The organism is Enterobacter sp. RHBSTW-00975 (genome assembly GCF_013615235.1).
Lineage (GTDB): Bacteria > Pseudomonadota > Gammaproteobacteria > Enterobacterales > Enterobacteriaceae > Enterobacter > Enterobacter ludwigii.
This window is the reverse complement of record NZ_CP055883.1, coordinates 3,717,321-3,738,418: the sequence shown is the minus strand read 5'-3', so window position 1 is coordinate 3,738,418 and position 21,098 is coordinate 3,717,321. Positions and strand designations below refer to the sequence as shown.

Here is a 21,098-nt window from a genome sequence, read left to right as displayed (position 1 = left end):
CCTTTCTGTAAGCCGGGTAAGGCGTAGCCTTTACCCGGCATTTATTTTTAATCAGGACAGAATTATGACCCAAATTGACCGCCTGCTTGGCATCATGAAACGCCTGCGCGATCCGGAAAACGGCTGCCCGTGGGACAAAGAGCAGACTTTCGCCACCATCGCCCCGTACACCCTCGAAGAGACCTATGAAGTGCTGGACGCCATTTCACGCGAGGATTTTGACGACCTGCGTGGTGAACTGGGTGACCTGCTGTTCCAGGTGGTGTTCTATGCGCAAATGGCGCAGGAAGAGGGGCGTTTTAACTTCGACGACATCTGCGCTGCCATCAGCGACAAACTGGAACGCCGTCATCCGCATATCTTTAGCGATGCCACCGCAGGCGATAGCGCGGAAGTGCTGGCGCGCTGGGAACAGATTAAAAGCGCCGAGCGCGCGGAGAAATCCCAGCACTCGGCACTGGATGACATTCCCCTGAACCTGCCTGCGCTGATGCGGGCGCATAAAATTCAGAAACGCTGCTCCGCGGTTGGCTTTGACTGGACGTCTCTTGGCCCGGTGCTGGAAAAAGTGCATGAAGAGATCGACGAAGTGATGCACGAAGCGCAACAGGCCGTGGTAGATGAAGTAAAGCTTGAAGAAGAGATGGGCGATTTGCTGTTCGCGACCGTCAACCTTTCTCGCCATCTGGGTGTAAAAGCGGAAACCGCCCTGCAAAAAGCCAACATTAAGTTCGAACGACGTTTTCGCGAAGTTGAGCGGATTGTGGCCTCGCGCGGCCTGGAAATGAGCGGAATTGACCTCGATGTGATGGAAGAAGTCTGGCAAGAAGTAAAACGCCAGGAAACTGATCTCTAACGAAATTTTGCGATCAAGCGCAATTTGTGTGATTTTTTAAATGACAAGCGCTTGATTTGCGTCAAAAACATTTACCCAAAAGGGGCTATTTTCTCACTCCTTATGTTTGTCATTGGCTGGACAGGAGACGGAGAATGAAAGTTTGTGGCGCTCGCCGTGTTCGGGTATACTACTTTCCCGTCTTGGTTATTCCATCGTTTCACCCTAACTTCTCAGGTTCAGCATGACAACGAACTATATTTTTGTGACCGGCGGGGTCGTATCCTCTCTGGGTAAAGGCATTGCCGCAGCCTCCCTCGCAGCCATTCTTGAAGCCCGTGGCCTCAATGTGACCATGATGAAACTGGATCCGTACATCAACGTCGATCCGGGCACCATGAGTCCAATCCAACACGGGGAAGTGTTCGTTACTGAAGACGGCGCTGAAACCGATCTGGATCTTGGCCACTACGAGCGTTTCATCCGCACTAAAATGACCCGTCGTAACAACTTCACGACAGGCCGTATCTACTCCGACGTTCTGCGTAAAGAGCGCCGTGGTGATTATCTTGGTGCTACCGTTCAGGTTATCCCACACATCACTAACGCTATCAAAGAACGCATTATTGCGGGCGGCGAAGGCCACGACGTGGTGCTGGTTGAAATCGGCGGTACCGTGGGTGATATCGAATCCCTGCCATTCCTGGAAGCGATTCGTCAGCTGGCGGTTGATATTGGCCGTGAAAACGCGCTGTTCATGCACCTGACGCTGGTGCCTTACATGGCAGCCGCAGGTGAAGTGAAAACCAAACCTACTCAGCACTCCGTTAAAGAGTTGCTCTCCATCGGTATTCAGCCAGACATCCTGGTTTGCCGTTCCGATCGCGCGGTTCCGGCGAACGAACGCGCGAAAATTGCATTGTTCTGTAACGTGCCGGAAAAAGCCGTTATTTCAATGAAAGATGTCGATTCCATTTATAAAATCCCGGGCCTGTTGAAATCACAGGGCCTGGACGATTATATTTGTAAACGATTCAGCTTGAACTGTCCGGAAGCTAACCTGTCTGAATGGGAACAGGTTATTTACGAAGAAGCGAATCCGGCTGGCGAAGTGACTATCGGCATGGTTGGCAAGTACATTGAACTGCCAGATGCCTATAAGTCAGTTATCGAAGCGCTGAAACACGGTGGTCTGAAGAACCGCGTCTCCGTTAACATCAAGCTGATTGATTCGCAGGATGTTGAAACGCGTGGCGTTGAAATTCTGAAAGATTTGGATGCGATCCTTATCCCTGGCGGCTTCGGCTACCGTGGTGTAGAAGGCAAGATCGCCACCGCACGCTATGCGCGTGAAAACAATATTCCATACCTCGGTATCTGCCTGGGTATGCAGGTTGCGCTGATCGAATTTGCGCGCAACGTAGCGGGAATGGAAAACGCGAACTCTACGGAATTTGTGCCAGACTGTAAGTACCCTGTCGTGGCGCTTATCACTGAATGGCGCGACGAAGAAGGTAACGTCGAAGTCCGTACCGAGAAGAGCGACCTGGGTGGCACGATGCGTCTTGGCGCACAGGCCTGCCAGCTGTCCGACGACAGCGTCGTTCGCAAGCTGTATGGCGAGCCGGTTATCACCGAACGTCATCGTCACCGCTATGAAGTCAACAACATGTTGTTGAAACAAATTGAAGCTGCGGGTCTGCGTGTTGCGGGCCGCTCCGGGGATGATCAGTTAGTCGAGATCATCGAAGTGCCAAACCATCCGTGGTTTGTCGCCTGCCAGTTCCACCCGGAATTTACTTCAACGCCACGTGACGGGCATCCGCTGTTTGCAGGCTTTGTGAAAGCCGCCAGCGATTACCAGAAGCGTCAGGCGAAGTAAAAAAAGTTAGAACGGCAACGCGTACCCCTGGTACGCGTTGTTTGTCTGGAGTTTTAGTTTAACTTGTACTGAGGAAAATCTAATGTCCAAAATCGTTAAAGTCATCGGTCGTGAAATCATCGACTCCCGTGGTAACCCGACCGTTGAAGCCGAAGTTCACCTGGAAGGTGGTTTCGTCGGTATGGCAGCTGCTCCGTCAGGTGCTTCTACTGGTTCCCGCGAAGCGCTGGAACTGCGCGATGGCGACAAATCCCGTTTCATGGGCAAAGGCGTACTGAAAGCTGTTGGCGCCGTAAACGGCCCTATTGCTCAGGCAATCATTGGCAAAGACGCTAAAGACCAGGCTGGCATCGACAAGATCATGATCGATCTGGACGGTACTGAAAACAAATCTAACTTCGGTGCTAACGCAATCCTGGCCGTTTCCCTGGCGAACGCCAAAGCTGCAGCGGCTGCTAAAGGTATGCCACTGTTCGAACACATCGCTGAACTGAACGGCACTCCAGGCAAATACTCCATGCCTGTACCGATGATGAACATCATCAACGGTGGTGAGCACGCAGACAACAACGTTGATATTCAGGAATTTATGATTCAGCCAGTTGGCGCGAAATCCCTGAAAGAAGCAGTACGTATGGGTTCTGAAGTGTTCCACAACCTGGCTAAAGTTCTGAAAGCTAAAGGTATGAACACGGCTGTTGGTGACGAAGGTGGCTATGCGCCAAACCTGGGTTCTAACGCAGAAGCACTGGCTGTTATCGCTGAAGCGGTTAAAGCAGCAGGCTACGAGCTGGGCAAAGACATCACTCTGGCGATGGACTGTGCAGCGTCTGAATTCTACAAAGACGGTAAATACGTTCTGGCTGGCGAAGGCAACAAAGCGTTCACCTCTGAAGAGTTCACTCACTTCCTGGAAGACCTGACCAAACAGTACCCAATCGTTTCTATCGAAGACGGTCTGGACGAGTCTGACTGGGATGGCTTCGCATACCAGACTAAAGTACTGGGCGACAAAATCCAGCTGGTGGGTGACGACCTGTTCGTAACCAACACCAAGATCCTGAAAGAAGGCATCGAGAAAGGCATCGTTAACTCCATCCTGATCAAATTCAACCAGATCGGTTCTCTGACCGAAACGCTGGCTGCGATCAAAATGGCGAAAGACGCTGGCTACACCGCTGTTATCTCTCACCGTTCTGGCGAAACTGAAGACGCTACCATCGCTGACCTGGCTGTTGGTACCGCGGCTGGCCAGATCAAGACCGGTTCTATGAGCCGTTCTGACCGTGTTGCTAAATACAACCAGCTGATTCGTATCGAAGAAGCTCTGGGCGAAAAAGCACCATACAACGGTCGTAAAGAGATCAAAGGTCAGGCATAATCGCTAAGCCTTAAAAGGAAAATGCCAGTCGCAAGACTGGCATTTTTTTTGGCTATTTAAAATCGACCGCCATTTGTTCCGGAATGGTCAGCCCCTGAGTGGTTTGCACGCAGCGGGCAATATAGTCCGTAAAGCGGGGTGGCTTAGGCATGCCCATGCTAAGCAGCTTATCATTGCTGAAGCGCACGTTGAGTGTGGCAAAAGCACCGTATAAACGCATTGCTTTCAGCATCAGGCGCTCGTTGCACGGCCCAAAAATATCCTTCAGTTCGCGGCGCATTCTGACCAGCGTTTCGTAACTCACCTGAGCGTATCGATCTCCGACAGGGGCTTTCTCCAGCGCCTGCGCCATTGCCTTATCAATATCAGCAAAGCGAACGCTGTTCTCTTCCCCGGCAGAAATATGTACCACTTCCCCTGAACGTGCGTCACTGGTAAGCAGCATTAACAGCGCGTCGGCACAATAATCCACCGGAACGACATCGATTTTGTCTTCCATCGAACACATGAATTTTTGCAGCATTAACCCCATGCTAAAGACCCAGAAAATACTGCTTGAAGGTGTGCAGCCGTGACGGGTATGGCCGACGACGATGGACGGGCGGGCGATGAGCAGCGGCAGGCCAGGACAGTGCTGGCGCATCAGCTGTTCAATGGTGGATTTCGAATAGGTATATTCCACCAGATGCTCGGCGTTCTCTCTGAATTCTGCACTTTCGGCGACCAGCGAATCCTGCTCCGGCGTGCAGGACATCGCCGTGCCAACGTGCAGGAAGCGCTGTAGGGTCGACACCCGTTCCATGCGGCGCGCCAGCGCCAGGGTTCCCTCGACGTTCACCTTCCAGATAAGCGGATTGTTGCCAAATGACGCGACGGCCGCGCAGTTAACGACATGCGTCACCTGTTCAAGACGCGGATCGTTCAGGAAGGCTTCCGGCTGGCTGAGATCGCCAATGAGGATATTCTCCACGCTCAGCGAGGCCAGTGCATGCTCAGGCACGTTGAACTTACGCATATTCTCCTGCACTCGCGCCAGCCCACCTTGCGGGTCGCTGGCGCGCGCAAGCAGAAGTAAATTTACGGCGCTCTCGCCGGTCAGGATTTTTTCAAGTACTGCACCACCCAGAAATCCGGTCACGCCTGTAATCAGTAAGGTTTTCATTGATACCGTCTCATTATGATTGATGAGGCGGATTGTAGGCGGGCGAAAGTAAACGGCGTTTAAATAAAAAAATGGCCAGCCTTACCGTTTCTTAAGCTTATTTTAAGGTAAGGAATTCAGGGGGTGAGATTGGACATTGCAGGAGGGAAGAAAATTCAATTTATAAAGATATTTATTTTAAATTACTGATTTATATATTATTAATGTGCTTCCTGTGTCGTGATGATATTAAGTCAAAATGTAATTATAAAAATACTTTGTAACATCATTCATTGATGCGGTAAATAATTTAACGGATGCTTAAGAACACTCAAAATAACAAACTCGCAGGCTATTGATATATAGCCTGCGAAGGTTTTCTACAGCAACAGAGGAAGCGTTGCGCTGGCGGTTTGTTGGCTGACCTCGCCGTAATGACCGTCTATTGCAATAAGGGAGTGGGTAAGCAACTCGACCAGCAGCATAACACCCACTTTGGCATTGAGTGCGCCTGCGCTAAGCGGCCCCTCGGGTTTGGCTGCAACCAGTAGCATATCGCTAAGGGACGCCAGCGGGCTACGCGGCGTATTGCTGAGCGCCAGCACGGGGACGCCACGTTTGCGCGCAAGTTTTACGACGTGAAGTAAATCCCGTGTTGAGCCTGAACTGGAGATGGCTACCACCAGCGACGCTTTAGAGAGGGTGGTCGCATTCATGGCTGCACGGTGCATATCGCTGAAGAGCTGCACAGGTTTGCCCAGGCGCAACAGCTTATAATGCAGATACTCGCCGAGGATCGCACTGGCAGCGACCCCATAAATCTGGACTGACTGCGCCTGATGCAGTGCCTGCGCCGCCTTTTCCAGCAGCGCTCTGTCGAGCAGTCTGGCGGTATCCTGCAGAGCCTGTACAGACTCTTCCACCACACTATCAATTTCATCCCCGGCCTGACGCTCTGGCTGACCCTGCTGAATGTCCAGCGCAAGTGCCATTTTGAATTCCGTGTACCCCTTACAGCCCAGCGTGCGGCAAAGACGCGTCACGCTGGCTTCGCTGGTATGACTTTCGCGCGCCAGCTCAGTGATCGTCAGGTAAAGCACCCGGGCAGGATCGTTGAGGACAAACTCTCCCAGTTTTCGTTGCGTTGGGCTGTACCCGGAAGCCTCCTGGCGTAGCTTCAGCAGCAGGTTTTCATGGTCTGACATGCGAGATCCTTAATGCATTCTTCTGTCGACTAGTGTGGCGGAAAGCGGGGGAAAGATGCCAGTCATTTCGAAAAAGTATGATCGTCATCCTGGTTATTGATGATAATTTTCACTATTAATAATTAATGTGGTAAAAATTTTCATCTATACACGAGGGGATGAAAAAATGATGCAAATGTTCAGTGGGGCTTCTTCTGGCGGATGGTTTGAGAAAGCGCAGCGCTTTGGCAAATCATTTATGTTGCCCATCGCCGTCTTGCCCGCGGCGGGTTTGTTGCTGGGGATTGGAGGCGCGTTATCAAATCCCAATACCCTCACGGCCTACCCGTTTTTAGATGTTGCGTGGCTGCAGGCCATCTTTACCATTATGAGCAGTGCCGGTTCGATTGTGTTCGCCAACCTCTCGGTGCTGTTTGCTGTCGGGGTCGCCGTCGGGCTGGCAAAAAATGATAAAGGAACCGCAGGGCTGGCGGCATTGCTCGCTTTTCTGGTGATGAATGCCACCATCAATGCGCTGCTGATCCTGACCGGAAAACTGGCGCTTGAGAACCCGGGTGCCGTAGGGCAGGGAATGACGCTGGGGATCCAGACGCTGGAAACCGGCGTATTTGGTGGCGTCGTCATCGGGCTTGTGACCTGCGCGTTACATCATCGGTTCAATAAGATCGCGCTTCCGCAGTTCCTGGGTTTCTTTGGCGGTTCACGTTTTGTACCGATCGTCAGCTCGCTGGCGGCAATACTTGTCGGGGCATTAATGACCGTCATCTGGCCGCATTTCCAGAAGCTGATCTTCGGTCTGGGCGGGCTTGTGGATGCCACCGGTTATCTGGGAACGATGCTGTACGGTTTCATTTTGCGCATGCTCGGGCCGTTTGGTTTACACCACATCTTCTATCTTCCCTTCTGGACGACCGCGCTTGGCGGCAGCGAGATCGTTAACGGTCAGCTTGTCGAAGGTACGCAGCGGATCTTCTTCGCCCAGCTTGCTGACCCGACAACACGCCAGTTTTATGAAGGCACGTCGCGTTTCATGTCCGGACGCTTCATCACGATGATGTTTGGTCTGCTGGGGGCCTGCCTCGCGATGTACCACACGGCAAAACCGGAGAACAAAAAACGCGTCGCGGGGCTGTTACTTTCGGCGGCATTGACCTCGTTCCTGACGGGGATTACTGAACCTATTGAGTTCTCATTCCTTTTTGTTGCTCCTGTGCTGTACGTCATTCACGCCCTGTTTGACGGGCTGGCGTTTATGCTCGCCCATATTTTACATATCACTATCGGGCAAACCTTCTCAGGCGGTTTTATCGACTTCGTGCTGTTCGGCATTCTCCAGGGCGAGGCCAAAACCCACTGGATGTTCGTGCCGCTGGTAGGGGTGCCGTGGTTCTTCCTCTACTACTTTACGTTCCGCTATCTGATTAATCGCTTTGATTTTGCCACGCCGGGGCGTGAGAAAGAGGCGATGGCGGATGAAGTGACCTTTTCGCAGAGCGAGCGTGCCGTTGCGGTGATCGCCGGGTTAGGTGGCAAAGACAATCTCGAAGAGGTGGACTGCTGCGCGACGCGTCTTCGCGTCACGGTGAAGGATGGCAGCAAAGTGAATGAATCGGCGCTGAAAGCGACCGGCGCGCGCGGCGTTATCGTCCGCGGCAACGGTGTTCAGGTCATTTATGGGCCGCATGTCACGATTATTAAAAACGAAGTGGAAGAGATCTTATCGTAATGAAAACTGTACTGGATAACCTGAAGGGAAAACTGGTCGTCTCCTGCCAGGCGCTGGAGAATGAACCTCTGCATAGCGCGTTTATTATGTCACGAATGGCGCTGGCCGCCGCGCAGGGTGGTGCGGCAGCGATCCGTGCCAATAGCGTGGTGGATATCGAAGCCATCAAGCAGCAGGTGGCTCTGCCGGTTATCGGCATCATCAAACGCGATTATCCGGATAGTGAGGTGTTTATCACCGCCACGATGAAAGAGGTGGATGAGCTGATGACGGTTTCTCCGGAAATCATTGCCCTGGATGCGACTGCGCGACAGCGCCCTGGCGGCGAAGACCTGGCGACGCTGGTCGCGCATATCCGCACGCGGTACCCGTCGGTACGCCTGATGGCGGATATTTCCACGACAGAAGAGGCCGTGACGGCGCAGGCGCTGGGTTTTGATTGTGTGGGGACCACGCTTTACGGTTATACGGCAGAAACCGCAGGCCATGCGCTACCGGACAATGACTGCGCGTTTCTGAAAGAGGTGCTGTCTGCCGTCGACATTCCCGTGGTGGCCGAAGGCAACGTCGACATACCTGAGCGGGCGGCGAGGTGCCTGGAACTTGGTGCCTTTATGGTCGTTGTCGGCGGGGCCATCACCCGTCCACAGCAAATTACTGCGCGGTTTATGGCAGCGATTGGCGCTCAAAGCACCGATGGAGCATGACCATCTGACGGGGATCTGCGATACTTATCGTTTATCCCCTTAACTGAGATGACTATGCAGTACCCGATTAACGAGATGTTCCAGACCCTGCAAGGCGAGGGTTACTTTACCGGCGTTCCCGCCATCTTTATTCGATTACAGGGATGCCCGGTTGGCTGTGCCTGGTGTGATACCAAACATACGTGGGATAAACTCGCAGATCGGGAAGTGTCGCTGTTTAGCATTCTGGCTAAAACCAAAGAGAGCGATAAGTGGGGCGCGGGAAGTGCAGAAGATCTGCTGGCGATCATTGGCCGTCAGGGCTGGACGGCGCGCCACGTGGTGATTACCGGGGGTGAACCCTGCATCCACGACCTGACGCCGCTGACCGAGCTGCTCGAAAAGAACGGCTACAGCTGTCAGATTGAAACCAGCGGCACGCATGAAGTGCGCTGTTCTCACACCACCTGGGTGACGGTTTCGCCGAAAGTTAACATGCGCGGCGGCTACGATGTTCTCTCTCAGGCGCTGGAGCGTGCTGATGAGATTAAACACCCGGTTGGCCGCGTGCGTGATATCGAAGCGCTGGATGAACTGCTCGCCACGCTGACAGATGAAAAGCAGCGGATCATCGCGCTGCAGCCTATCAGCCAGAAAGAGGATGCCACGCGCCTGTGTATTGAAACCTGTATTGCCCGCAACTGGCGGCTGTCGATGCAGACGCACAAGTACCTGAACATCGCCTAAAAAAAAGCCCGGATATTCCGGGCTTTTTTTACTCACCGCGATAGATACAGCCCGCGGTGCAGGTCTCTTTGATCATCACCGCGCTCAGCAGAGGCACCTGCGGTTTCATCTGATCCCAAATCCATTTAGCCAGCACTTCACTGGTCGGGTTTTCAAGGCCCGGGATATCATTCAGATAGTAGTGATCCAGACGATCGTAGGTCGGTTTGAATGCCGCCTTCAGCTCGGCAAAGTCCATGATCCAACCGGTATGCGGATCGACGTCACCGGTTATCTCAAGACGCACCATAAACGAGTGCCCGTGCAGACGGCCACATTTATGCCCTTCAGGAACATGCGGAAGGTGGTGGGCGGCTTCGAAGGTGAAATCTTTAAACAGTGTGGTGGACATTATTGCTCTCAGTAATGCGGAAAAAACCGCCGCATAGTACCGGAAAGCACAATTTTTATCATTAACTAAAACGGCTCTGTTGCCGCAACGTGGTGCATACGAGAAAGGACTACTGTTTTATGATTAAATTTCAATGGGTTAGTTAATCGTTTTTATCGTTAAGAACGATAACTAAAATAGGTTAGTCCATTTGGTTATTTATTATTTCCATCCCTTCTTTAATTGTTATTATCCTCGCCGTTAACCTTATCTTCAGTTTGGATTTATTCGCTTAAAGTCCGCTTGGCTACTGGAACATAACGACGCATGACAACACAGGCCCCACCTTCAAATTTGCTTCCCCTGAACCCGGAGCAACTGGCGCGCCTTCAGGCTGCCACCTCTGATTTTTCTCCCACCCAGCTTGCCTGGGTCTCCGGCTATTTCTGGGGAATGCTTAACCAGCAACCGGGCGCTGTGGCTGCTGCACCGGCAACTGCGGTAGAAATTCCGGCGATTACGCTGATTTCTGCCTCGCAGACGGGCAATGCTCGCCGTGTGGCCGAAGCACTGCGCGACGACCTGCTGGCCGCCAAACTGAACGTGAACCTGGTGAACGCCGGGGACTATAAATTCAAACAGATCGCGTCCGAAAAACTGCTGGTGGTGGTGGCTTCAACCCAGGGTGAGGGTGAGCCGGCAGAAGAAGCGGTGGCCCTGCATAAGTTCCTGTTCTCGAAAAAAGCCCCAAAACTGAACGGGACGGCGTTCGCCGTGTTTGGCCTGGGCGACACCTCCTACGAATTTTTCTGCCAGTCCGGTAAAGATTTCGACAGCAAACTGGCGGAACTGGGCGCTGAGCGCCTGCTGGACCGCGTTGATGCGGATGTGGAATACCAGACCGCAGCCGCTGAATGGCGTGCGCGCATCGTTGACGTGCTGAAAGCGCGCGTGCCGAAAGAGACGCCAGCGCAGGCTGCCGTCACCGCGGCGGGCGCAGTCAATGATATTCACACCAGCCCGTATACCAAAGAGGCACCGCTGGCAGCGAGCCTGGCGGTTAATCAGAAAATTACCGGCCGCGACTCTGAGAAAGACGTGCGGCATATTGAAATCGATCTCGGTGATTCCGGTCTGCGTTACCAGCCGGGCGATGCACTTGGGATCTGGTACCAGAACGATCCGACGCTGGTTAAAGAGCTGGTCGAACTGCTGTGGCTGAAAGGCGATGAGCCTGTCACCGTCGACGGTAAAACGCAGCCGCTCTCTGAGGCGCTGCAGTGGCATTTCGAGCTGACGGTCAACACGCCAAACATCGTTGAAAATTACGCCACCTTAACGCGCAGTGAATCGCTGCTGCCCCTAGTGGGGGATAAGGCGAAGCTGCAGCATTACGCCGCGACGACGCCGATTGTCGATATGGTGCGTTTCTCTCCGGCACAGCTGGATGCGGATGCGCTAATTGCCCTGCTGCGTCCGCTGACGCCGCGTCTCTACTCCATTGCCTCTTCGCAGGCCGAAGTGGAGAGCGAAGTGCATATCACCGTGGGCGTGGTGCGTTATGACATCGAAGGCCGTGCCCGTGCGGGCGGGGCATCAAGCTTCCTGGCCGATCGCGTGGAGGAAGACGGTGAAGTGCGCGTGTTTATCGAGCACAACGACAACTTCCGTCTGCCTGCGAACCCGGAAACGCCGGTCATCATGATTGGGCCGGGGACCGGTATTGCGCCATTCCGCGCCTTTATGCAGCAGCGCGCTGCAGATGAGGCGCCAGGTAAAAACTGGTTGTTCTTCGGCAACCCGCACTTTACGGAAGATTTCCTCTACCAGGTTGAGTGGCAGCGTTACGTCAAAGAAGGCGTCCTGACGCGCATCGACCTGGCCTGGTCCCGCGATCAGCAAGAAAAAGTATACGTACAAGACAAACTGCGCGAACAGGGCGCAGAGCTGTGGCGCTGGATCAATGACGGTGCCCACATTTATGTCTGCGGCGACGCCAATCGCATGGCGAAAGACGTTGAGCAGGCATTGCTGGAAGTGATTGCCGAATTCGGCGGTATGGATGCCGAAACGGCGGATGAATTTTTAAGTGAGCTGCGCGTTGAGCGCCGTTATCAGCGAGATGTCTACTAATGAGCGAAAAACATCCAGGGCCACTGGTGGTCGAAGGTAAACTGACAGACGCCGAGCGCATGAAGCTGGAAAGCAACTATCTGCGCGGCACCATTGCTGAAGATCTGAATGACGGTCTCACCGGCGGCTTTAAAGGCGACAACTTTCTGCTGATCCGTTTCCACGGTATGTATCAGCAGGACGACCGTGATATCCGCGCCGAACGTGCAGAACAGAAGCTGGAGCCGCGTCATGCGATGCTGCTGCGCTGCCGTCTTCCGGGCGGGGTGATCACCACGAAACAGTGGCAGGCGATCGATAAGTTTGCGGGTGAAAATACCCTTTATGGCAGCATCCGTCTGACCAACCGTCAGACCTTCCAGTTCCACGGCATTCTGAAGAAGAACGTGAAGCCGGTACACCAGATGCTGCACTCTGTCGGGCTGGACGCGCTGGCCACGGCCAACGACATGAACCGTAACGTGCTCTGCACCTCGAACCCATATGAGTCCGAGCTGCACGCCGAAGCCTATGAGTGGGCGAAGAAGATCTCTGAGCACCTGCTGCCACGCACCCGCGCCTATGCGGAGATCTGGCTCGATCAGGAAAAAGTGGCCACCACCGACGAAGAACCGATCCTCGGCCAGACCTATCTGCCGCGTAAGTTCAAAACCACCGTGGTGATCCCGCCGCAGAACGATATCGATCTGCACGCCAACGACATGAACTTCGTGGCGATTGCCGAAAATGGCAAGCTGGTGGGCTTTAACCTGCTGGTGGGCGGCGGTCTCTCCATCGAACACGGTAACAAGAAAACCTATGCCCGCACCGCAAGCGAGTTTGGTTTCCTGCCGCTGGAGCACACGCTGGCCGTGGCTGAAGCGGTTGTCACCACGCAGCGCGACTGGGGTAACCGTACGGACCGTAAAAACGCGAAAACCAAATACACCCTGGAGCGCGTGGGCGTAGAGACGTTCAAAGCGGAAGTGGAGCGTCGCGCGGGGATTAAGTTTGAGCCGATCCGTCCGTATGAATTTACGGGACGTGGCGATCGTATTGGCTGGGTCAAAGGCATCGACAATAAATGGCATCTGACGCTGTTTATTGAAAACGGCCGTATTCTTGATTATCCGGGCCGCCCGCTGAAAACCGGTCTGCTGGAAATTGCGAAGATCCATAAAGGTGAATTCCGTATCACCGCTAACCAGAACCTGATCGTTGCCGGCGTGCCGGAAAGCCAGAAAGCGAAGATTGAGAAACTGGCGCGCGACCATGGGTTGATGGACGCGGTGAAGCCTCAGCGTGAAAACTCAATGGCCTGCGTGTCGTTCCCGACCTGCCCGCTGGCGATGGCGGAAGCAGAGCGTTTCCTGCCGTCATTCACCGATAAGGTGGAAGCGATTCTGGAAAAACACGGTATTCCGGACGAGCATATTGTTATGCGTGTCACCGGCTGCTCGAACGGCTGTGGCCGTGCGATGCTGGCCGAGCTGGGTCTGGTGGGTAAAGCGCCGGGTCGCTATAACCTGCACCTCGGCGGCAACCGTATCGGAACGCGTATTCCGCGCATGTTCCGTGAGAACATCACCGAGCCGGAAATTCTTGATTCTATCGACGAGCTCGTCGGGCGCTGGGCGAAAGAGCGCGAAGCGGGTGAAGGCTTCGGCGACTTTACGGTGCGTGCGGGCATTATTCGCCCGGTGCTCGATCCCGCAAGGGATTTCTGGGAGTAAACACGAGAGGTAATTATGTCCGTACTCGATCTAAACGCCCTAAACGAATTGCCAAAAGTCGATCGCATTCTGGCGCTGGCAGAAACCAATGCGCAGCTTGAAAAGCTCGACGCCGAAGGCCGCGTGGCATGGGCCCTGGAAAACCTGCCGGGTGATTATGTGCTCTCGTCGAGTTTTGGTATTCAGGCAGCGGTGAGTTTGCATCTGGTGAACCAGATTCGTCCGGACATTCCGGTGATCCTGACCGATACCGGCTACCTGTTCCCGGAAACCTACCAGTTTATCGATGAGCTGACGGACAAGCTCGGGCTGAACCTGAAGGTCTACCGCGCGGAGCAAAGCGCGGCCTGGCAGGAGGCGCGGTATGGCAAGCTGTGGGAACAGGGCGTTGAAGGCATTGAGAAATACAATGAGATCAACAAGGTCGAGCCGATGAACCGGGCGCTGAAAGAGCTTAACGCGCAGACCTGGTTTGCGGGGTTACGCCGCGAGCAGTCCGGAAGTCGCGCCACGCTCCCGGTGCTGGCGGTTCAGCGCGGGGTGTTTAAAGTGCTGCCGATCATCGACTGGGATAACCGTACGGTTTACCAGTACCTGCAAAAACACGGACTGAAATACCACCCGCTCTGGGACCAGGGTTATCTGTCAGTGGGCGATACCCATACCACGCGTAAATGGGAACCGGGCATGGCGGAAGAAGAGACGCGATTCTTTGGACTCAAGCGCGAGTGCGGATTGCACGAAGGGTAAATTATGTTCCCTTTTCCCTCACCCTCTTACAAAGGGTGAGGGACATGTTCTGTTCTACGCTTTCCCTGCTTTTGCCAGCTCTTTCACCAGCGGCAGCATCACTTTAACCACATCCCGACTGCGATGTTCAACTCGCTGCGGCAGTGCGCTATCAATATGCTGCTGATTATCCAGCAGCACGTTATGCCAGCTCGTCCCGTCCGGGAAAGCCTTCGATTTCACCCGCTGCTGATAACCGTCTTTCTTACCCAGCATCCAGTTAGTGGCTTCCACGTACAGAACAGGAATGCCCGCTTTATCGAACACTTCACCATCGTTACAGCAGCCGGTTCCGCGAGGATAATCGGGATTCCCGCCCGGGTTGCTGGTGGCATACACCCCATGGCTGCGGGCAATCGCCAGCGCGCGGTCGCGCGTCAGTTTACGCACGGTACCCGGCGTACTCTGTCCGCTGTTGAAATAGAGCTTATCGCCGACGATAAGGTTATCGAGGTTAATCACCAGCAGCGTATTTTTCCTCTCCTCGGCACTCATGCGTTTCAGGAGATTCTCCGCGCCAAGTTTTCCCTCTTCTTCACCGCTGGTAGCAACGAAACGGATCCCGTATTGGGTTGGAATGTCTTTCATTCGCTCTGCCAGTTCGAGCATCACGCCCAGACCCGCCGCGTTATCGTCCAGCCCCTGTAACGTCAGCCCGCCGAGATTATTGTCGGTATCGGCGTCGCTCATTGGCGCGTAGGTGTCCAGGTGCGCCATGATAATGATCTGTTCCGCCGCGCTACCTTCATGCGCCGCAATGACCGTACTGCCGGTCACGTTATGCCAGTTTTTTGTTTTATTGCGCGAGGTATAGACGTAGCGGCTGTGAAACGATCGGATATCGCTCTGGTATCCCATGTCAGCAAATTGCTGGCGAATATAATCGGCGGAAAGCATTTCCGCTGGCGTGCCGGTCATACGACCCGGAAAGACGGTCGCAATATGCCGCGCCTGCATATTCGCGATTTCACCATAGGGCTGATTTTTTGCCTGGGCCGGAAGGATAAAGCAAACGCCGAGCGCCAGGGCAGCGATACGGTGGCGCGTTGCGGAAAACATAGTGAGTCCTTAAAAACAGAGCAAAATTTTAACCCGCCTAGTATGAAACTGTGATCGACCATACACAATTTGAATTGCTCTTAAATGCCCGAAAATTCGCGTGTTAAGCACTTTTTGATCTTTGCTTTTCCACGGCGTTATTCCATTGAGTAACTACTCATTCCAATTCGTAATTTCATTCGATCTAAGCCGCCCCCTATAGTCCCACTATTCCTTGTTGTTAGTGAGTTGTAGCTTGTGGACTATCTGCCCCTTTTTGCCGCGATAAAAGACAGACCTGTGCTGGTAGTCGGCACCGGTGAGGTTGCCGATCGCAAAATCGCGTTTCTGCAGCGAGCGGGGGCGCAGGTACGGGTAGTCGACGAGGCGGATTTCGACGAGTCGCAAATCGACACCGTGGTGCTGGTGATTGCGGCAACCGACAACCGCGAGCTCAACCGCCGTATTTCAGAGGCGGCTCAGGCCCGTCACCGTCTGGTGAACGTGGTGGACGATCGGCCGCTGTGTTCGTTTATCTTCCCGTCGATTGTTGACCGTTCGCCATTGCTGGTGGCCATCTCCTCCGGCGGGACCGCGCCGGTGCTGGCACGCGTGCTGCGGGAAAAAATCGAAGCGCTTTTGCCTACCAGCCTTGGGCGGATGGCGGAGAAAGCGAGCTTCTGGCGTAACCATCTGAAAACGCGCCTGACCAGCGTGACGGAACGCCGTCGCTTCTGGGAGCGCGTGTTCCGCGGCCGATTTGCCAGCCTGATGCATGCCGGAAATGAAACGGCGGCGCAGCAGATCCTCGAAGATGAGCTGGATAACCCTGGCAGTAGCGGCGGCGAGATCATTCTGGTCGGTGCGGGGCCGGGTGATGCCGGGCTGCTGACCCTGCGCGGCCTGCAGGTGCTTCAGGATGCCGATGTGGTGTTCTACGACCATCTGGTCACCGACGGGGTGCGCGAATTGATTCGCCGTGACGCAGAACAAATCTGCGTTGGCAAACGGGCGGGCGAGCACTCTGTACCGCAGCATGACACCAACCAGATGCTGGTGGCGGCGGCAAAAGCGGGCAAAACGGTGGTGCGGCTTAAAGGTGGCGACCCGTTTATCTTTGGTCGCGGCGGGGAAGAGCTGCAGGCGGCGGCTGAAGCGGGCGTGCCGTTCCAGGTCGTCCCGGGTATCACGGCGGCTTCCGCAGTGACGGCCTACGCCGGTATACCGCTTACTCACCGCGATTACGCCCAGAGCGTGACCTTTGTCACGGGCCATTACAAGGCGGACAGCACCCCGTTTGACTGGTCGCATCTGGCCCAGAGTCGTCAGACGCTGGCTATCTATATGGGCACGATGAAAGCGGCGGACATCAGTGAACAACTTATTCAACACGGTCGAGAGGCAACCACGCCGGTCGCCGTGATTTCTCGCGGCACGCGCGTCGATCAGCATGTGGCTATCGGTACGCTACAGGATCTTGCCACCCTGGCGAAAGAGGCCCCTATGCCCGCGCTTATCGTGGTAGGGGAAGTGGTGCACCTGCACAGCACACTCGCCTGGTTTCAACATACAACAGACTCAGAGGGGTTTGGCTCCTCTGTGGTGAATCTGGCTTAAGGAACGGTTATGGACCAAAAACGACTTACTCACCTGCGGCAGCTCGAAGCGGAAAGTATCCATATTATCCGCGAAGTGGCAGCCGAATTCTCTAACCCGGTGATGATGTATTCCATCGGTAAAGATTCCAGCGTGATGCTACACCTGGCGCGAAAAGCGTTTTACCCGGGTACGCTGCCGTTCCCGCTGCTGCACGTTGATACCGGCTGGAAGTTCCGTGAAATGTATGAATTCCGCGACCGTACGGCAAAAGCCTACGGCTGCGAACTGCTGGTGCATAAAAACCCGGAAGGGGTGGCGATGGGCATTAACCCGTTCGTGCACGGTAGCGCCAAACACACTGACATCATGAAAACCGAAGGGCTGAAGCAGGCGCTGAACAAATACGGTTTTGACGCGGCCTTCGGCGGCGCACGCCGTGACGAAGAAAAATCCCGTGCGAAAGAGCGTATCTACTCTTTCCGCGACCGCTTCCACCGCTGGGATCCAAAAAACCAGCGCCCGGAGCTGTGGCATAACTACAACGGCCAGATCAACAAGGGCGAAAGCATCCGCGTGTTCCCGCTCTCCAACTGGACCGAGCTGGATATCTGGCAGTACATCTATCTGGAAAATATCGAGATCGTGCCGCTGTACCTGGCCGCTGAACGTCCGGTGCTGGAGCGTGACGGCATGCTGATGATGATCGATGACGATCGCATCGACCTGCAGCCAGGCGAAGTGATCAAAAAGCAGATGGTGCGTTTCCGTACCCTCGGCTGCTGGCCATTGACCGGTGCCGTGGAGTCCAGTGCGCAGACGCTGCCGGAGATCATTGAAGAGATGCTGGTGTCGACCACCAGTGAGCGACAGGGCCGCGTGATTGACCGCGACCAGGCAGGCTCCATGGAGCTGAAGAAACGTCAGGGTTATTTCTAAGGAGCCGCCATGAACACGACCATTGCTCAACAAATTGCCAGTGAAGGCGGCGTAGAAGCTTATCTGCACGCGCAACAACACAAAAGCCTGCTGCGCTTTCTGACCTGCGGCAGCGTCGATGACGGGAAAAGCACGCTGATCGGCCGTCTGCTGCACGATACGCGACAGATTTACGAAGATCAGCTCTCTTCCCTGCACAACGACAGTAAACGTCATGGTACCCAGGGCGAAAAACTCGACCTGGCGCTGCTGGTGGACGGCCTGCAGGCCGAGCGCGAGCAGGGCATCACCATTGATGTGGCGTATCGCTATTTCTCCACCGAGAAGCGCAAATTTATTATTGCCGACACCCCGGGGCACGAGCAGTACACCCGTAACATGGCGACCGGTGCGTCTACCTGTGAACTGGCGATCCTGCTGATTGACGCCCGTAAAGGGGTACTGGATCAGACTCGTCGCCACAGCTTTATCTCCACGTTGCTGGGGATCAAACACCTGGTGGTGGCGGTCAACAAAATGGATCTGGTGAACTTCAGCGAAGAGAAGTTTGATGAGATCCGCCAGAGTTACCTGACGTTTGCTGAACAGCTGCCGGGTAACCTGGATATTCGCTTTGTGCCGCTCTCTGCGCTGGAAGGCGACAACGTGGCTTCCCAGAGCGCGAACATGCCGTGGTATAGCGGCCCGACGCTGCTCGAAGTGCTGGAAACCGTGGAGATCCAGCGCGTGGTCGACACCCAGCCGATGCGCTTCCCGGTTCAGTACGTTAACCGTCCTAACCTTGATTTCCGCGGTTTCTCCGGCACTATCGCGTCGGGCACCGTGGCGGTCGGTCAGCGCGTTAAAGTTCTGCCGTCTGGTGTGGAATCCACCATCAGCCGTATCGTCACCTTTGATGGCGATCTGCCGCAAGCCGGTGCGGGTGAAGCTGTCACGCTGGTATTGAAAGATGAAATTGATATCAGCCGCGGCGATCTGCTGGTGGACGCTCAGGAGACGCTGGCAGCGGTGCAGGGGGCTTCCGTTGATGTGGTGTGGATGGCTGAACAACCGCTGAGCGCCGGTCAGAGCTACGACATTAAAATCGCGGGTAAGAAAACCCGTGCCCGCGTGGACGGTATCCAGTTCCAGGTGGACATCAATAACCTGACCCAGCGCGACGTCACCGAACTGCCGCTGAATGGCATTGGTCTGGTCGACGTGACCTTTGACGAGCCGCTGGTGCTGGATCCCTACCAGCAGAACCCGGTAACGGGTGGGCTGATCTTTATCGATCGCCTCTCCAACGTGACCGTGGGTGCCGGTATGGTGCGTGAGCCAAATGAACAGGCTACGGTGGCCTCTGAGTTCAGCGCTTTTGAGCTGGAGCTGAATGCGCTGGTGCGTAAGCACTTCCCGCACTGGGGTGCGCGCGATCTGCTGGGAGGCAAGTAATGGCCGCCCATGATGAGAACGTCGTCTGGCATCCTCATCCGGTCACCGTCGCGCAGCGCGAGAAACTTCACGGTCATCGTGGCGTGGTACTGTGGTTTACCGGGCTATCCGGCTCTGGTAAATCCACGGTAGCGGGCGCGCTGGAAGAGGCGCTACACCAGCAGGGGGTCAGTACCTACCTGCTGGATGGCGACAATGTGCGCCACGGCCTGTGCAGCGATTTGGGCTTCAGCGACGACGATCGTAAAGAGAATATTCGCAGGGTGGGGGAAGTGGCCAGCCTGATGGCGGATGCCGGGTTAGTGGTACTGACCGCGTTTATCTCACCGCATCGTGCCGAACGCCAGATGGTGCGCGAGCGCGTCGGGCAGGATCGCTTTATCGAAGTGTTTGTTGATACGCCGCTGGAAATTTGCGAAGCGCGCGATCCCAAAGGGCTATATAAGAAAGCGCGTGCGGGAGAGCTGCGAAACTTCACCGGCATTGACTCGGTGTACGAAGCGCCTGAATCGCCTGAAATTCACCTGGAAGGTCAACAATTGGTAACAAATTTAGTAAGCCAATTATTAGACCTGCTCAGACGGGACTATATTATCAGATCCTGAGACGGTATCGTTCGGGAGCTGTCTTCCCGAACGATGAGTCACGGTCACAGGATCAGCTATGCGCAACAGTGAGAACTACATTATTACCACCGGGTCGGAGCCGTTAGCGACCGACGACGAGACGACCTGGTCCTTTCCTGGGGCCATAGTCGGCTTCGTCTCGTGGTTGCTGGCCCTGGGCATCCCTTTTCTTATCTACGGCGGTAATACGCTGTTCTTCTTTCTCTATACCTGGCCTTTCTTCCTGGCGCTGATGCCTGTGGCGGTTGTCGTCGGTATTGCGCTGCACTCGCTGCTTAATGGCAAACTCCTTTACAGTACCGTGGTCACGATTGTGACGGTGGTTCTGATGTTTGGTCTGTTATTTTTGTGGCTCATGGGCTAACTTCAGCCATAATTCAAACCGTAAACAACTGTGTGACGATATTGAGCAAGGCGATTCTGCGGAAAAAATGTGGTACATTTGCCCGCGATGTTGCGGCATCTCTGTTACCCCGGCAAAGAGATCTGGGGGCGTTTTGGGATGATGATGCCGTTTTTCAGGGGGCAGGATGGGTAAACTAACGCTGCTGTTGCTGGCTTTGCTGATCTGGCTGCAATATTCGCTGTGGTTCGGTAAAAACGGACTGCACGACTATAGCCGGGTAAGCGATGACGTCGCGGCTCAGCAGGCAACAAACGCCAAACTTAAGGCGCGAAACGATCAACTCTTTGCTGAAATTGATGACCTCAATGGCGGGCAAGAGGCGATTGAGGAACGCGCACGCAATGAACTCAGTATGACTAAGCCGGGCGAAACTTTTTATCGTCTGGTTCCGGATGCGTCTAAACGCAATCAGGGCTCAGCACAAAACAATCGATAATCAGGCCCAGGATTAC

At 54.7% G+C, this 21,098-nt stretch carries 19 protein-coding genes; 15 read left to right on the top strand and 4 right to left on the bottom strand.

All coding sequences use genetic code 11. The features are described 5' to 3' along the window. The first annotated feature begins 64 nt into the window (after positions 1-64). From mazG to eno, 3 genes are all read left to right on the top strand, one after another. Complete coding sequence (mazG, locus tag HV340_RS17995; protein WP_181216145.1) at positions 65-856, top strand: nucleoside triphosphate pyrophosphohydrolase; 792 nt, start codon at positions 65-67, stop codon at positions 854-856. A 223-nt stretch (positions 857-1,079) separates the two neighbouring features. Further along, on the top strand, positions 1,080-2,717 hold the full coding sequence (gene pyrG, locus HV340_RS17990; RefSeq protein ID WP_014171412.1) for a CTP synthase (glutamine hydrolyzing): 1,638 nt from the start codon (positions 1,080-1,082) through the stop codon (positions 2,715-2,717). An 82-nt stretch (positions 2,718-2,799) separates the two neighbouring features. Continuing rightward, positions 2,800-4,098, top strand: coding sequence for a phosphopyruvate hydratase (gene eno, locus HV340_RS17985; RefSeq protein ID WP_014885045.1), 1,299 nt, complete (start codon positions 2,800-2,802; stop codon positions 4,096-4,098). Positions 4,099-4,150: 52 nt separating this feature from the next. On the opposite strand, the gene HV340_RS17980 is transcribed toward eno, so the two are convergent. Both HV340_RS17980 and HV340_RS17975 read right to left on the bottom strand, forming a co-directional pair. Beyond that, positions 4,151-5,260: an SDR family oxidoreductase gene (locus tag HV340_RS17980; RefSeq protein WP_040018904.1), complete on the bottom strand. Its 1,110-nt coding sequence runs from the start codon at positions 5,258-5,260 to the stop codon at positions 4,151-4,153. Positions 5,261-5,619: 359 nt separating this feature from the next. After that, the gene (locus HV340_RS17975) at positions 5,620-6,444 is read right to left on the bottom strand and encodes a MurR/RpiR family transcriptional regulator (protein ID WP_020883807.1); all 825 of its coding nucleotides are present in this window, start codon (positions 6,442-6,444) and stop codon (positions 5,620-5,622) included. 166 nt (positions 6,445-6,610) lie between these two features. On the opposite strand from HV340_RS17975, the gene HV340_RS17970 reads away from it, so the two are divergent. Genes HV340_RS17970 through queE form a run of 3 tightly spaced genes read left to right on the top strand, consistent with a single transcriptional unit; the run spans position 6,611 to position 9,603 of the window. Further along, positions 6,611-8,170 (top strand): maltose/glucose-specific PTS transporter subunit IIC, encoded by a 1,560-nt coding sequence (locus HV340_RS17970; protein WP_020883808.1) that lies wholly within the window; start codon positions 6,611-6,613, stop codon positions 8,168-8,170. Continuing rightward, positions 8,170-8,877 carry an N-acetylmannosamine-6-phosphate 2-epimerase gene (locus HV340_RS17965; RefSeq protein WP_073396485.1) on the top strand — a complete coding sequence of 236 codons (708 nt, stop codon included), beginning with the start codon at positions 8,170-8,172 and terminating at the stop codon, positions 8,875-8,877. Before HV340_RS17970 ends, HV340_RS17965 begins: the two co-directional genes overlap by 1 nt. 54 nt (positions 8,878-8,931) lie before the next feature. Further along, the gene (queE, locus tag HV340_RS17960) at positions 8,932-9,603 is read left to right on the top strand and encodes a 7-carboxy-7-deazaguanine synthase QueE (RefSeq protein ID WP_020883810.1); all 672 of its coding nucleotides are present in this window, start codon (positions 8,932-8,934) and stop codon (positions 9,601-9,603) included. Between the two features lie 28 nt (positions 9,604-9,631). On the opposite strand, the gene queD is transcribed toward queE, so the two are convergent. After that, the gene (gene queD, locus HV340_RS17955; RefSeq protein WP_014171404.1) at positions 9,632-9,994 is read right to left on the bottom strand and encodes a 6-carboxytetrahydropterin synthase QueD; all 363 of its coding nucleotides are present in this window, start codon (positions 9,992-9,994) and stop codon (positions 9,632-9,634) included. Positions 9,995-10,300: 306 nt separating this feature from the next. Here queD and cysJ point away from each other — a divergent pair, with 306 nt between their 5' ends. The 3 genes from cysJ to cysH are packed head-to-tail and all read left to right on the top strand — an operon-like array spanning position 10,301 to position 14,568. Next, the gene (gene cysJ, locus HV340_RS17950) at positions 10,301-12,106 is read left to right on the top strand and encodes an NADPH-dependent assimilatory sulfite reductase flavoprotein subunit (RefSeq protein ID WP_181216144.1); all 1,806 of its coding nucleotides are present in this window, start codon (positions 10,301-10,303) and stop codon (positions 12,104-12,106) included. Further along, positions 12,106-13,818, top strand: coding sequence for an assimilatory sulfite reductase (NADPH) hemoprotein subunit (gene cysI, locus HV340_RS17945; protein WP_181216143.1), 1,713 nt, complete (start codon positions 12,106-12,108; stop codon positions 13,816-13,818). Before cysJ ends, cysI begins: the two co-directional genes overlap by 1 nt. A 15-nt stretch (positions 13,819-13,833) precedes the next feature. Next, positions 13,834-14,568 carry a phosphoadenosine phosphosulfate reductase gene (cysH, locus tag HV340_RS17940; RefSeq protein WP_014171401.1) on the top strand — a complete coding sequence of 245 codons (735 nt, stop codon included), beginning with the start codon at positions 13,834-13,836 and terminating at the stop codon, positions 14,566-14,568. Between the two features lie 54 nt (positions 14,569-14,622). Here cysH and HV340_RS17935 read toward each other — a convergent pair whose 3' ends face one another. Then, on the bottom strand, positions 14,623-15,666 hold the full coding sequence (locus HV340_RS17935) for an aminopeptidase (RefSeq protein WP_020883813.1): 1,044 nt from the start codon (positions 15,664-15,666) through the stop codon (positions 14,623-14,625). A 246-nt stretch (positions 15,667-15,912) separates the two neighbouring features. On the opposite strand from HV340_RS17935, the gene cysG reads away from it, so the two are divergent. The 6 genes from cysG to ftsB all read left to right on the top strand — a co-directional run bounded on the left by cysG (position 15,913) and on the right by ftsB (position 21,082). Then, entirely contained in the window at positions 15,913-17,262 is a 1,350-nt protein-coding gene (cysG, locus tag HV340_RS17930) for a siroheme synthase CysG (protein ID WP_153852664.1), read from the top strand. A gap of 9 nt (positions 17,263-17,271) precedes the next feature. Beyond that, the gene (gene cysD / locus HV340_RS17925) at positions 17,272-18,180 is read left to right on the top strand and encodes a sulfate adenylyltransferase subunit CysD (RefSeq protein WP_006811770.1); all 909 of its coding nucleotides are present in this window, start codon (positions 17,272-17,274) and stop codon (positions 18,178-18,180) included. A 9-nt stretch (positions 18,181-18,189) separates the two neighbouring features. Next, positions 18,190-19,614, top strand: a complete 1,425-nt coding sequence (cysN, locus tag HV340_RS17920; RefSeq protein WP_181216142.1) for a sulfate adenylyltransferase subunit CysN — start codon at positions 18,190-18,192, stop codon at positions 19,612-19,614. After that, positions 19,614-20,219, top strand: coding sequence for an adenylyl-sulfate kinase (cysC, locus tag HV340_RS17915; protein ID WP_181216141.1), 606 nt, complete (start codon positions 19,614-19,616; stop codon positions 20,217-20,219). Before cysN ends, cysC begins: the two co-directional genes overlap by 1 nt. Before the next feature lie 58 nt (positions 20,220-20,277). Next, positions 20,278-20,604, top strand: coding sequence for a DUF3561 family protein (locus tag HV340_RS17910; protein WP_014171396.1), 327 nt, complete (start codon positions 20,278-20,280; stop codon positions 20,602-20,604). Positions 20,605-20,770: 166 nt separating this feature from the next. Then, on the top strand, positions 20,771-21,082 hold the full coding sequence (gene ftsB / locus HV340_RS17905; RefSeq protein WP_008499609.1) for a cell division protein FtsB: 312 nt from the start codon (positions 20,771-20,773) through the stop codon (positions 21,080-21,082). Positions 21,083-21,098 lie beyond the last annotated feature (16 nt).

Bases quoted from the DNA above. Each gene is read 5' to 3' on its own strand.
- HV340_RS17965 (WP_073396485.1), top strand. From the start codon at position 8,170: ATGAAAACTGTACTGGATAACCTGAAGGGAAAACTGGTCGTCTCCTGC.
- cysD (WP_006811770.1), top strand. From the start codon at position 17,272: ATGGACCAAAAACGACTTACTCACCTGCGGCAGCTCGAAGCGGAAAGT.
- queE (WP_020883810.1), top strand. From the start codon at position 8,932: ATGCAGTACCCGATTAACGAGATGTTCCAGACCCTGCAAGGCGAGGGT.
- HV340_RS17935 (WP_020883813.1), bottom strand. From the start codon at position 15,666: ATGTTTTCCGCAACGCGCCACCGTATCGCTGCCCTGGCGCTCGGCGTT.
- cysN (WP_181216142.1), top strand. From the start codon at position 18,190: ATGAACACGACCATTGCTCAACAAATTGCCAGTGAAGGCGGCGTAGAA.
- cysH (WP_014171401.1), top strand. From the start codon at position 13,834: ATGTCCGTACTCGATCTAAACGCCCTAAACGAATTGCCAAAAGTCGAT.
- eno (WP_014885045.1), top strand. From the start codon at position 2,800: ATGTCCAAAATCGTTAAAGTCATCGGTCGTGAAATCATCGACTCCCGT.
- HV340_RS17975 (WP_020883807.1), bottom strand. From the start codon at position 6,444: ATGTCAGACCATGAAAACCTGCTGCTGAAGCTACGCCAGGAGGCTTCC.
- mazG (WP_181216145.1), top strand. From the start codon at position 65: ATGACCCAAATTGACCGCCTGCTTGGCATCATGAAACGCCTGCGCGAT.
- cysI (WP_181216143.1), top strand. From the start codon at position 12,106: ATGAGCGAAAAACATCCAGGGCCACTGGTGGTCGAAGGTAAACTGACA.
- queD (WP_014171404.1), bottom strand. From the start codon at position 9,994: ATGTCCACCACACTGTTTAAAGATTTCACCTTCGAAGCCGCCCACCAC.
- HV340_RS17980 (WP_040018904.1), bottom strand. From the start codon at position 5,260: ATGAAAACCTTACTGATTACAGGCGTGACCGGATTTCTGGGTGGTGCA.
- cysJ (WP_181216144.1), top strand. From the start codon at position 10,301: ATGACAACACAGGCCCCACCTTCAAATTTGCTTCCCCTGAACCCGGAG.
- cysC (WP_181216141.1), top strand. From the start codon at position 19,614: ATGGCCGCCCATGATGAGAACGTCGTCTGGCATCCTCATCCGGTCACC.
- ftsB (WP_008499609.1), top strand. From the start codon at position 20,771: ATGGGTAAACTAACGCTGCTGTTGCTGGCTTTGCTGATCTGGCTGCAA.
- pyrG (WP_014171412.1), top strand. From the start codon at position 1,080: ATGACAACGAACTATATTTTTGTGACCGGCGGGGTCGTATCCTCTCTG.
- HV340_RS17910 (WP_014171396.1), top strand. From the start codon at position 20,278: ATGCGCAACAGTGAGAACTACATTATTACCACCGGGTCGGAGCCGTTA.
- HV340_RS17970 (WP_020883808.1), top strand. From the start codon at position 6,611: ATGATGCAAATGTTCAGTGGGGCTTCTTCTGGCGGATGGTTTGAGAAA.